Consider the following 12,332-nt stretch of genomic DNA (forward strand, 5'->3'; position numbering starts at 1 on the left):
ATTATAGCCAACCTTTGTCCACAATATAAGATTGATTAGTACAACCCGAAGACTGTTCTGATGAAAAAAACAATACTGCTTGAGCAAGTTCGTGGGGCATTAATTTTTCTTTTAAACACTGTCTTTTCATCAGCTCTTTTTCAGACTCATCATTCAACCACAAATCTATCTGTCTCTGTGTCATTACCCATCCAGGTACAACAGAATTAACTCTAATATTAAACTCTCCTAAATCTCTTGCAAAAGATCTTGATAAACCAACTACTCCAGACTTTGCTGCTGTATAGGCGGCCATGCCTCCCTGACCTACCATCCATGATGTCGACCCCATATTAATGATTGCCCCACCACCATTGTCTATCATTGATTTTTTAACAGATTGAACTGTGAAGAAAAAATGTCTTAAATTTACATTCATTCTTTCATTCCAATATTCTTCAGTTACATCATCAATTTTATGTCTAGTGTCATTAGCAGCATTATTAATCAAAATATCTATCGGTCCCTTATTGCTAATAATGTCAGCTATAGTCTTTTGAAGTTCTTTGATATTTAGAAGGTCACATTTAATAAATGTTGGTAAACTATAATTTTTATTTTTTATATCTTCAATTAATTTTTTTGATTCATCTTCATTAATATCTATAAAATAAACTTCAGATCCTTGCTCACAAAAATGTTCAACAATTGACGCTCCTATCCCTGATCCTCCACCTGTTACAAATACTCTTTTATTTTCTAAATCATAATATTTTACTTTCATTATAATTCCAATTCTTTGGCTAGATCACCAATTTTTGCACCACCCGCCATCAATCTTTTTACTTCTTCATTACCAAGTTCTGAAGACAATCCTGAACCAATTACTTCCCCCAAACTTAAAAAAGTAAATCGATCAGCTATAAGTCGTGCATGAATTTCATTGTGTGTAATAAGTATAATTGCAATGTTTCCTAAACTTTGAACTTTTTTTATTGTTTTTAAAACTTCCATTTGCTGCTTTTGACCTAGTGCTGATGTGGGTTCATCTAATATTAGTATCTTCGCACCAAAGTAAATTGCTCTTGCAATAGCCAAAGTTTGTCTTTGTCCACCTGACATTGTTCCTACTGGTTGATTGGGGTTTGAAATATTAATTCCAATTTTAGACATTTCTTCAGTCGTTATTTTGTCCATCTCATCCATTTGCATTAAACCAAATGCGCCAGGTCCTTTGGTTAATTCACGTCCAAGAAAAAAATTTCTTGTAACTGAAGTTAAGGCATTTAGAGCTAAATCCTGATAAACTGTACCAATGCCTGCATCAGATGCTTGACGTGGTGAAGAAAAGTTAACTATTTCTCCATCTACTTTTATTTCTCCACTTGTCATTGGATGAACTCCAGATAACACTTTAATTAAAGTTGACTTTCCAGCACCATTGTCACCTAAAAGAGCGTGAACTTCACCCGGATAAACATCTAATGAAACACCATTTAAAGCAGTAAAGGCTCCAAATTTTTTAACTAAATTTTTTATTTCAATTAATGGTTTTTTATCCATTAGATATTTCCCATAATTCGTTTCCTAATGTTCTCATTTGTAAAAGCAGCAGTAACAAGAACTGCTCCAAGGAACACTCTATAAAAAGATCCATCAATTCCAGGAATATAAAAGAAGGCCTCTTTTGCTATTCCAAAAATAATCGTACCCAGGATAATTCCACCTATTGTTCCAAAACCTCCTGTTAATACAACACCACCAATAACCGCCGCAGCAATTGCTTCTAATTCTTTTAAATTACCCTTAGCTGTATCTGCAGTATTAACTTCAAATACTTGACATGCAGCGAACATAGTTGCACAAAATGCAGTATTCACAAATAATGCAATCTTAACTTTATTTGTTGGCACACCATTAGCCTTTGCGGCATTAAGATTTCCTCCAGTTGAATAAATCCAGTTACCTGCTTGAGTTTTGCTCAAAATAAAATAACAAATAAAAGCAATGAGTCCCCAAATCATTAAAGCAGAATACATTCCTTTAGCAAAAATATTTCCAAAGTTATTTACATTCCAGTCTACTGTAAAATACAACCAATTAAAAACTGGTTCCATAATATCGCCTCCAAAGAAATTGGCTACTGGTCTTGCAGTAACTATGGTGTCGATGTAAGCTTTTGCTATATCTATATCAGTGACCACTTTTGCCGTAACTGCAGGAACATCAACTCCAGCTTCAATTTTCTTTGTCAAAATTTCTACCATTGATTCATTGCCAGATTTTTTTGCCCCAGTTAAAGATTTTTCTAGGGTTTGAATCATTTTTTCTGAATTTATTTCAGTTTTTAAAGTTGCAACTTTTTCATTGATATATGTTAGTCGTTCAGTTAATTTTGCAACCGTGCTAGCAGGCACAGTGCTAAGAATTTCTAATAATTGGTCGTTTGGTAAAGCTTTAGCCGCATCTCTTTCCATTTCTCCAAGACCTGGTACATTTATAATATTTTTGATATCTGGTAAGTCTGTAACAGTTGTTGATCCAGCAGTTTGATCGGGAGCTCTATTAAATGCTCTATATGATACTTCTGTTAAACCACGTAAAAAGAAAAGTCCACCTAGTGTAACAATGAAAGAAGATATACCACTTTTAACAATTACCCACCCTTGGATCCATCCAAAAGATAGAGTCATACATAACGTAATTAATATTGCTAATAATGGTGAGACATCTCTAATTTCAAATAATTGTACCCCCTCAAAATGAAAACCTCCTACAAAAGATACATAAGGAATAACAACAGCAAAACCCCATTTTAATATCATTGCCATACAACCACCAGCAAAACCAATCATTGAGCCAACTGAAAGATCAAATTCACCTGCAATAATTAACATCCCAGCAGCAAGTGCTACGATCCCTAGTTGAGCAATTACCCTAAAATTATTTCTAATCCCTAAGGCGTTAAATCCTTCACCAGAAAAAGGGTTAAGAGAAAATTCTCCTTCTGGAATAGAAAAGTATCCCAACATACAAAAAAGTAAGATCATTACCCCCAAAGGTCCAATCTCTGGACGAGCCAGTAATGTGGAATACCATTTTTTTTCACCTTGTCGGTCTGACTCTTGTCTTGGTTTGTTTGTTGTTGATGTATTCATTTTTAAAAAAGGTTTGTTAATTTTATAAAAAAAAAGGGCCGATTAAATAATCGACCCTTTAAATTTTAACTAACTATCTGTCAATTCCTGCAAGAGCAGCAACTGAAGAAGCGTTAGACTTATCTACGAAGCCAGGTCCTGAAGGGATGTTAGCTCCTGGAAGAAGTCCAGCACTGTTGTTGTACAAGTGTAATACGATAACTGGCACATAACCTTGTAGTCTTTGTTGTTGATCAATAGTGAAAGATACTCTTCCAGATCCGATTAAGTCCATAACTGCAGGACTTAAGTCAAAGCAAGAATGGTGTACTGTCATACCAAGATCAGCTAAAGCTTTATCAACAGCTTCACATACGTGAGGTCCTACTGAAAGGATTGCATTGACATCTTTGTTAGCTTGTAAAGCAGCAGTAGCTCTAGTTTGAATAGTAGCAGGGTCAGATGTAGTATCAGTCATTTGCATAGGAACTGCAGAACCGTAACCTTCACATCTGTCTACAAGAGCTGTGTTGTATGCTTCTTGAATCATACAAAGTGCTTTAGTAGCACCTTCAGCTTTTGCTCTTTCACCAGCTTTTTGTCCAGCAAGTAATTCAGGCTGACCAACGTGCATCAAAGCGCCTAGGCTAGCAGATGACTCTAAACCAGAGTTCATTGTAATTACTGGCACACCAGCTGCAACAGCAGCTTTAATAGCTGGTCCTAATGCATCTGGGTCTGGTAAAGAAATTACCATACCATCTGGTTGAGTAGCTGCAGCAGCTTGAATTGAGCTTGCCATATCAGCCATGTCAGCAGAAGGGTTGTAAATGTATTCGAAGTCAGCACCGATTGCTCTAGCTGCATCTTCACCACCTTTTTGAACTACTGGCCAAAAAGGATCTTTTCCTTCACCATGAGTTATCATGACGTATCTTTCAGCGAAAGCAGTAGTTGCAAATAATGCAAGAGCTGCAATCGAAAGTATAAGTTTTTTCATTATTTCTCCCTTTTAAATTAATTTAAAAAATGAAATATAACTGCTTTGAGGAAAGATCATAACAAAAAATATAAATACAACTTTCAATTGATTTTTTTTTATCAATTTTTTTTCCCTTCTATTCTTGTCTTTTGTAAAATTAAAATTTTCTAAATTAAATTTTTAATAGAAATTTCTAGTATGTGGTACTTCTTCCCAATCTTGCGGCACCACGAACACCACTAGCATCACCATATTTTGGTTTTAAAAAAACACCTTCGTATTCTCTGCCAATAACAAATTTCCTCACTAATGAGTCTATTTCATGTAAAAAATCAATTTCATTTGAAACCCCACCTCCAAAAACAAAAGCATCGGGATCTAAAATATTTATTATACTTGAGAGTGACATTGCTAAATTTACTTTAAAATCATCTATAAATCTTTCTGCATCTAAATCATGTTTTCTATTTAATTCAAAAATTTCATTTGTTTTTAAATTTTTTCCATAAAGTTTATTAAATCTTTTTGCTAAACCTAAACCAGATAAAAAACTTTCAATCTCAGCTTCTCTTGGATTGCTCGAGTCAAAATTTTCTTTTTTAGCAGCAAAATAAGGAATTTGATTATGGCCCCACTCTCCTGCAACACCATTCGGACCACTTACTATTTTTTTATCAATCACTAAACCACCTCCAACTCCCGAACCCAAGATTATACCATAAACAATTTTGTAATGTTTACCTGCTCCATCTATAGCCTCTGACAAAGCAAAACAATTTGCATCATTTTCACAAAACACTTCTTTCCCAAGTGCTTTACGTAAATCATTTTGAAAAGGTTTTTTTTCTAACCAAGTTATGTTGGGAGCATTTTTAACCAATCCTGTTTGAGGAGAGTGAACCCCTGGATGACAAACACCAATTGGAAGTTCTTTTTTAAATTCTTGCTCTAATTGTCTATGAATATCTCTTATAGAAGTAATAATTTGAGTGTAATTTTTTGGGCATAGTATTCTAGATCTGTGTTTTTCTTGTCCATCTTTTTCAAGTACAACACTCTCTATCTTTGTTGCACCAACATCTATACCTACTTGCATAATTATTAGTAAGTTGCTCTACCGCCACTTAAGTCGAAAACAGCAGCAGTTGAGAATGAATTTTCTTCACTAGATAACCATGTAACTAAAGATGCTAATTCCTCAACTTTTGCAAATTTATTTCTTGGAATTTTTGAGAGCATATAATTTATGTGTTCTTCTGTCATTTGATCAAAAATTCTAGTTTTTGCAGCAGCTGGTGTTACACAGTTAACAGCTATATTTTTGAGAGCTAATTCTTTACCTAATGATTTTGTTAAACCAATAACCCCTGCTTTTGAAGTACTATAAGCACTTGCATTTGGATTTCCTTCTTTTCCAGCTATTGAAGCAATATTAACTATTCTTCCATAATTATTTTTTTCCATAAATGGAACAACTGCCTTACAGCAATAAAAAACCGAATTAAGATTTAAATTGATAACTTTATTCCATTCGTCTAAAGGGTAATCGGCAACTGTTGTATTCTTTCCAGCAATCCCAGCATTATTAATAAAAATATCTATTTTACCATTTTTACTTTCAATTTCATTTAAACTTTTAGTGATATTTTCAAAATTACTTACATCTACAATCTGGTAACTTAAATTTTCAGAATTAACTTTGTCTAATGCTTTTTTTATAGCATCTTCATCAATATCCCAAATAACTACTTTTGCACCAGCTTCGATAAATCTCTCAGTTACTGCTAAACCAAAACCTTGTGCTCCACCTGTAACGACTGCAACTCTTTTACCTAAATCATATTTAATCATATTATTTTTTTTTCTTTTTTGATCTTAATAAAGGAAAAGCTAGAGCAATTAAAGATAAAATAAAGAATGTTAAAGCAATAGGTCTTGTTAAAAACATTAACCAATTTCCATCAAATATTACTAATGATTGTCTAAGAGTACCCTCAACCAATTCTCCTAATATTAATCCTATAATAACTGGAACAACTGAAAAACCATATCTTCTCATAAAAAATCCAAGTAATCCAAAGAATATCATTATCCAAACATCTATAATTGATTGACTTAATGAATAAGTTCCACAAACAGACACTGCAAAAATCATTGGCCATAAAATCTTATTAGGTACCAATGTTATTCTTGCAAAAATCTTAGCGCCAAAAAAACCAAATATAAAAAATAGTACGTTAGCAATTAACATTGCACCAAAAATTCCATATAAAAATTCTGGTTGCTCTCTAAATAAATCAGGACCTGGTCTTACCCCATGAATGATTAAGCCCGTTAATATTACGGCAGTAGTTGCACTACCAGGAATACCTAAAGCAAGTGTTGGCACCATCGCTCCACCTGTTGCAGCATTATTAGCAGCTTCTGCTCCTGCAATTCCTTCTATTGAACCCTTACCAAATTCTTCAGGTTTTTTTGAAAATCTTTTTGCTTCAGAATAACCAATTAAAGATGCAACTGTGCCACCTTCTGCAGGAAGCACTCCTATAAAAGATCCAATACCTGATGATCTTAAAATAGTTTTCCATGTTTGTTTATAATCATTAAGTGATGGTAATTTTACTGCTTTTAAAGCTACTCTTTTAAAAACTTGATCTAGTAAAGTTGATTGAGTTAACATTTCACTAATTGCAAATAAACCAACAACAACTGGTATAAAACCAATACCCTCAGATAATTCATTAATTCCATAGGTAAATCTATCTATTGAAGTCATAAAATCTTTTCCAATAGTTGAAATCAGTATTCCAAAAGCTCCAGCAATTAAGTTTTTTATTGGACTTCCATCGCCAATAGAAGCGAGCATAGTTAAACCAAAAATAGCTAAAGCAAAGTATTCTGGTTGCCCAAACTCATAAGCAAGTTTTGCCAATAAAGGTGCAAAAAAAACTAATATAATCACACTAAAAATTCCACCCACTGTGCTTGATACCGTTGCCATTCCAAGAGCTCTACCTGCCTCACCTTTTTGGGCCAATGGATAACCGTCTAAACATGTTGCGGCTGCTGCAGGTGTTCCTGGTGTGTTAATTAAGATAGCTGTAATTGCTCCACCATAAGTACCAGCACAGTAAATAGAGGTTAATAATACAATTGCTGAAAGAGGATCAAGTGTCATAGTAAAAGGTAAAATTAATGCACCACCTGTTGTTGGTCCTAGTCCTGGTAAAACTCCTAAGATTAAACCAAATAAAGTTCCAAAAAATAAAACTACCATTAGTTTAGAACTAAATAGAGGTGCCAACATTAATAATAAATTATCCATCTAATTATAATAAATGTTAGTTATTATTCCTGGTGGAAATCTTAAACCTAAAATTGTTTCAAAAAAAATAAATACTATTACTGGAAAAATTATACCTACTAATAATAAATAAAATAATCTTTTTTCACCCCAATTATAAGACACAAAAATTGATAAAATAGAAATTGCTAGAAAAAAATCTAAAGTTTTTGAAATTACTACAAAAAAAATAAAACTTAGTAATGTTAAAAAAAATGTTTTAGGTAATTTTTTTTCAATTTTCCATGGTTTTTTTTTTGATAAATAATAAATAATTAACGTTAAACTTATTATTAAAACCAACAATGCCTTTGGGAAAGTTGCTGGTTGAATACCTCTGTTTAAAATTGGAGGAACAATATCAAATGTAAAAGTTGTAATTAGTAAAATAGTAGAAATAAATATTATTATAAATGAAACTTTAAATTCATCTTTAAAAAAAAAGGGCAAACTTTTGTTTGCCCTTTTTTGTTTTCGTACATTGTTCATTAATTAAATGTACTATCTTTAAAATTACTTAATGTAACCTAAAGCTTTAAGTTGTGCAGTCATTTCAGTAAGCATTTCTTCCATTTGCTTACCCCATTCATCAGCACCAACTACACTAGTGTCATCAAGACCGATTTCAGTTAAGAAATTTTTGTAATAGTTGTGTCCCATAGCTTTCATCATTCCAGCTTCTAACTCTTTAACTCTTGCTGCTGGAGCTCCTTTTTTAGTTACGAAACCTCTAACAGTAGATAAAGAAACAGGTATTCCTAGTTCTTTAGCTGTTGGAGAATCTCCAATTTTAGCCATTCTATTATTTGCTAAAACAACAGAAACACATAGTGTTCCATCATTTATTTCTGTTAATGCTTCCCCTAAGTTCAAAACACCTACATCAATATCTCCTTTGATTAGGTTAGTTTTGATTGGAGCTACACCTTTATAGGCAACAATAGTTGGATCTTTTAATCCACCTTTTTTAGTAAATGCAATTGCGCTTACATCATCAATTCCACCAACATGAGTTGTTCCATATTTAAGTGATTTTGATTTTTGAACACTAATAAATTTTTTAGCATCTTTGATGTCAGCTTTACAATTTACAACAAACAATTGAGGATCATCAGTTCCTCTTGCAAGTGGCTGCATATCGCTAATTTTAACTTTAGTTTTACCTAATGCCATTGATACAGCATGACCAGTAGTCCAAGTTAAAGTGTGTTGACCGTCAGCAGGTAAGCTCATCATGTAGTCCATAGATACAGCTCCACCACCACCTTTTTTGTTAACTAATTGCATATCTTGTTTAAGAACTCTTCGAGCTCTTAAAAGCATCATTCTAGTAGTTACATCAGTACCACCACCAAAACCAGCGTGAGTAATTGCTTGAATAGCACCATCTGCTTTTGCAGAAGTAGTAAGCATTGGTAATGCTATAACAAAAAATTCAGTCACTAGAAATGCAGCAGCTAAGAAAAGTTTAAAACTTTTTTTCATTATTTCCCTCTTTAGTTAATTTATAATTAATTATATAAACATAATCTGATACAAATCGTAAGAAAAAAATGTCTCAAAACGAAATTAATATTGCGCTTCTTCTAGGGGATCCTTCTGGTATTGGTCCAGAACTTATATCTAAATTATTGAATAAGGAGATTACTAATAATGCTAACATAATTGTTATCGGTGAAAAAAATATTTTAGAAGGTGGTAATAAAATTTCTGGTAGTTCACAAAATCTAAAATATGTTGATAACTTTGATCAAATAAATTTTGAAGAAGGCAATAAGTTTTTTCTAGATATTTCTAATGGAAAAAATCATAGTTATAAATTATCAGAGTGCTCTAAAGAGTCTGGTGAGAGTGTTCTATCTGCATTAAATTTAGCCTTAGAACTTGCTAAAGAAAATAAAATACACGCGATAAATTTTGGTCCATTCAATAAAACAAGTTTAAAACTGGGTGGTAATAAATATTCTGATGAATTGCATTTAATGGCTGAAAAATTGGAAGTAAAAAATTTCTTTTGTGAATTTAATGTTATTGATAATTTTTGGACAGCTCGTGTTACATCTCACATTCCAATTAAAGAAGTTCCAGATCATGTAAAAAAAGAAAAAATTATGAAACCAATTAAGCTTATCAATGAGGCAATGAAATTAAACGGTATAAAAGTTCCTAGAGTAGCAGTCCAAGCACTTAATCCTCATGCTGAATTTGGAACTGAAGAGAAAAATGAAATTATTCCAGCTATAGAAGAAGCAAAAAAACTAGGTATTAGCGTTGATGGACCTTTGCCTTGTGATACTTCTTTTATTACTGCTTATAAAAATAAAAACCACGATTGTATTGTTGGTATGTATCATGACGCTCTTCAATCTGGCTTAAAAGCATTTGGTTTTGACAGAGGTGTTACTGTTCAAGGTGGATTACCTGTTCCAATTACTACACCTGCTCATGGCACTGCTTTTGATATTGCTGGCAAAAATGAAGCTAATCTAGAACCTACTTTGAATTCATTTAAAATTGCATTAACAATGGCAGAAAATAAAAATAAAGCATGACAAAAATAAAAGATATTAGAACCAAAGTTTACCAATGGAATGGTAAAACTGTACCTCCACAAAACAACTTTTGTACAAATGCTTCAGATCTTTTATTTGAAAAGTCTGATGCTATGGGTTCGTTTAGATTTCATGAATGGTTGATTTGTGAAATTGAAACTGATGATGGGATCGTTGGAATTGGAAACGCTGCCTTAGCACCTCAAGTTGCAAAAAAAACAATCGATACATATTTAAAACCTTTAGTAATTGGTGAAGACCCTTTTGATTACGCTTACATCTGGGAAAAAATGTACAGAAGAACTCATGCATGGGGTCGTAGAGGAATTGGTATGGTTGCAATTTCTGCAATTGATATCGCTCTCTGGGACATAATGGGTAAAATTACAAAGAAACCAGTTTTCAAATTATTAGGTGGAAGAACAAAAGAAAAAATTCCTGTTTATGCATCAAAACTTTACAGCCAACCTATTAAAGATCTTCAAAAAGAAGCTGAGAGTTATGTGAAACAAGGTTTTAAAATGTTTAAAATGAGATTTGGCTGGGGCCCTAAAGATGGTCCTGAAGGAATGAAAAAAAATATTGAGCTCGCAGAAGCTGTACGAGAAGTAATAGGTGAAGATACAGATTTAATGATGGAATGTTATATGGGTTGGAATTTAGATTATGCAAAAAGAATGATTCCAAAATTAATGAAATTTAATCCGAGATGGTTGGAAGAACCAGTTATAGCAGATGACATTCATGGTTATGCTGAACTCAATAATATGAACATGATTCCAATTTCAGGTGGTGAACATGAGTTTAACATGTTTGGATTTAAACAATTATTAGATTTAAAGGCAGTAAGCTATATTCAATATGATAACAATAGAGTTGGTGGTTTTACTGCTGCTCAAAAAATTAATGCGATTGCAGAAGCTCACCAAGTTCCTGTTATTCCTCATGCAGGTCAAATGCACAATTATCATTTAACAATGTCTAATTTCAATTGTCCAATTTCAGAATTCTTTCCAGTTAATGATGTGGAAATAGGAAATGAACTTTTTTATTATATTTTTGAAGGTGACCCTGCGCCAGAAAATGGATTTATTGATTTAGATGATAATAAACCAGGACTAGGTTTGACAATAACTGATAAATATAAATCTGATTTTAATATTATTGAATAATAAAAATCTACTTTAATATTTTTTTTATTTCCTTAAATAAAAATGGCCTTGGTTTCTGGCAACTTGTTTTAATTAGTTGAGAAACTCCAGAAGTACAAGCTTTCATTGTAGATTGAATTATATCCAAGACATGTAAAGATAATTCTCCATTACATTTGTTTATCTTTTTATTTTCTATTGAATAAGCCATTTCAGCCAAACCTGCTCCACGATAGTTTGCATTGGTTGAAGCCTCATTAGCTCTTGAACTTTGAGATCTAATATTAATTTTTCCTAATGGCATCTTATTAGTTTTGTATTCTTTCCAAGGATCTCCCAAATTTTTACAAATATAAACCGAACCACCAAACATATTTGGGTCTGGAACTATCATTGATCCTTTATCACCATATAATTCTATATGGTTTCTTTGGTGAGCTATGACATCAAATGATAAAGTTAACCTAATAATCGTTCCATTTTCAAACGTAATAGTTGATAAATAAGTTGTGGGACATTCAACTTTAAACGATTTATTTTTTCTTGGTCCAATGCCAATAATTCTTCTCTTAACTCCATTCACAATACTTCCTGTAACTTTTTTTGCTGGTCCCAATAAATTAACTAAAGCAGTTAAATAGTAAGGCCCCATATCAATTACTGGTCCACCTTCTTTTTTTGCAAACCAAGGTTCAGGATTAGGGTGATAAGATTGAACTCCAGGAAAAGCAAAAATTGCATTTCCTAAGTTAATTTTGCCAATAATTTTTTTATCGACTAGTTCTTTTGATTTTTGAATACCACCACCCAAAAAAGTGTCTGGAGCGTTTCCAATATAAAGCTTTTTTTTTTTGCAATTCTTAAAAGATCTTTTCCATCCTTAAAATTAATTGCAAGTGGTTTTTCAGAATAAACGTGTTTACCATTAACCAATGCCTGCTTTGCAACTTTATAGTGAGCTTTTGGAATAGTTAGATTAAGAACAATTTCAATTTCTTTATCTTTTAAAAGTTCATTTACAGTTAATGCTTGAATTTTATAGGTTTTTGCACATCTAACTGCATTACCATGATTTATATCTGCACATTTAATAATTTTAATATTGTTAAAATATTTTTCAGCTCTGAAATAAGTCTCTGAGATATGACCGCAGCCAATGAGGCCAACTTTAAATATTTTATTCATAAA

13 protein-coding genes are annotated in these 12,332 nt (G+C 32.5%); 2 read left to right on the forward strand and 11 right to left on the reverse strand.

The window, feature by feature from the left end:
• Window position 1: 1 nt before the first annotated feature.
• From ACIJYH_RS04440 to ACIJYH_RS04480, 9 genes are all read right to left on the reverse strand, one after another.
• Window positions 2-763: an SDR family NAD(P)-dependent oxidoreductase gene (locus tag ACIJYH_RS04440; RefSeq protein WP_435162468.1), complete on the reverse strand. Its 762-nt coding sequence runs from the start codon at window positions 761-763 to the stop codon at window positions 2-4.
• Window positions 763-1,542 (reverse strand): ATP-binding cassette domain-containing protein, encoded by a 780-nt coding sequence (locus ACIJYH_RS04445; RefSeq protein WP_435162469.1) that lies wholly within the window; start codon window positions 1,540-1,542, stop codon window positions 763-765. Before ACIJYH_RS04445 ends, ACIJYH_RS04440 begins: the two co-directional genes overlap by 1 nt.
• Window positions 1,542-3,137, reverse strand: coding sequence for an ABC transporter permease (locus ACIJYH_RS04450; protein ID WP_435162470.1), 1,596 nt, complete (start codon window positions 3,135-3,137; stop codon window positions 1,542-1,544). Before ACIJYH_RS04450 ends, ACIJYH_RS04445 begins: the two co-directional genes overlap by 1 nt.
• 73 nt (window positions 3,138-3,210) lie before the next feature.
• A complete protein-coding gene (locus ACIJYH_RS04455) occupies window positions 3,211-4,116 on the reverse strand; it encodes a sugar ABC transporter substrate-binding protein (protein ID WP_435087506.1) in 906 nt (301 codons plus the stop codon).
• A gap of 175 nt (window positions 4,117-4,291) precedes the next feature.
• Entirely contained in the window at window positions 4,292-5,194 is a 903-nt protein-coding gene (locus ACIJYH_RS04460) for an ROK family protein (RefSeq protein ID WP_435162471.1), read from the reverse strand.
• A gap of 5 nt (window positions 5,195-5,199) precedes the next feature.
• The gene (locus tag ACIJYH_RS04465) at window positions 5,200-5,949 is read right to left on the reverse strand and encodes an SDR family NAD(P)-dependent oxidoreductase (RefSeq protein ID WP_435087510.1); all 750 of its coding nucleotides are present in this window, start codon (window positions 5,947-5,949) and stop codon (window positions 5,200-5,202) included.
• A gap of 1 nt (window position 5,950) precedes the next feature.
• Window positions 5,951-7,423 (reverse strand): tripartite tricarboxylate transporter permease, encoded by a 1,473-nt coding sequence (locus tag ACIJYH_RS04470; RefSeq protein WP_435162472.1) that lies wholly within the window; start codon window positions 7,421-7,423, stop codon window positions 5,951-5,953.
• Window positions 7,424-7,930 carry a tripartite tricarboxylate transporter TctB family protein gene (locus tag ACIJYH_RS04475; protein WP_435087513.1) on the reverse strand — a complete coding sequence of 169 codons (507 nt, stop codon included), beginning with the start codon at window positions 7,928-7,930 and terminating at the stop codon, window positions 7,424-7,426.
• Between the two features lie 24 nt (window positions 7,931-7,954).
• Window positions 7,955-8,926: a Bug family tripartite tricarboxylate transporter substrate binding protein gene (locus ACIJYH_RS04480; protein WP_435087515.1), complete on the reverse strand. Its 972-nt coding sequence runs from the start codon at window positions 8,924-8,926 to the stop codon at window positions 7,955-7,957.
• Between the two features lie 68 nt (window positions 8,927-8,994).
• On the opposite strand from ACIJYH_RS04480, the gene ACIJYH_RS04485 reads away from it, so the two are divergent.
• Window positions 8,995-9,993, forward strand: coding sequence for a 4-hydroxythreonine-4-phosphate dehydrogenase PdxA (locus ACIJYH_RS04485; RefSeq protein WP_435162473.1), 999 nt, complete (start codon window positions 8,995-8,997; stop codon window positions 9,991-9,993).
• Window positions 9,990-11,165 (forward strand): L-rhamnonate dehydratase, encoded by a 1,176-nt coding sequence (locus ACIJYH_RS04490; RefSeq protein ID WP_435095532.1) that lies wholly within the window; start codon window positions 9,990-9,992, stop codon window positions 11,163-11,165. Before ACIJYH_RS04485 ends, ACIJYH_RS04490 begins: the two co-directional genes overlap by 4 nt.
• Window positions 11,166-11,172: 7 nt before the next feature.
• Here ACIJYH_RS04490 and ACIJYH_RS04495 read toward each other — a convergent pair whose 3' ends face one another.
• The gene (locus tag ACIJYH_RS04495) at window positions 11,173-11,955 is read right to left on the reverse strand and encodes a Gfo/Idh/MocA family protein (protein ID WP_435162474.1); all 783 of its coding nucleotides are present in this window, start codon (window positions 11,953-11,955) and stop codon (window positions 11,173-11,175) included.
• A complete protein-coding gene (locus ACIJYH_RS04500; RefSeq protein WP_435162475.1) occupies window positions 11,922-12,329 on the reverse strand; it encodes a Gfo/Idh/MocA family protein in 408 nt (135 codons plus the stop codon). Before ACIJYH_RS04500 ends, ACIJYH_RS04495 begins: the two co-directional genes overlap by 34 nt.
• Window positions 12,330-12,332 lie beyond the last annotated feature (3 nt).

Source organism: Candidatus Pelagibacter bacterium nBUS_25 (assembly GCF_051200975.1).
In the GTDB taxonomy this organism is placed as follows: domain Bacteria; phylum Pseudomonadota; class Alphaproteobacteria; order Pelagibacterales; family Pelagibacteraceae; genus Pelagibacter.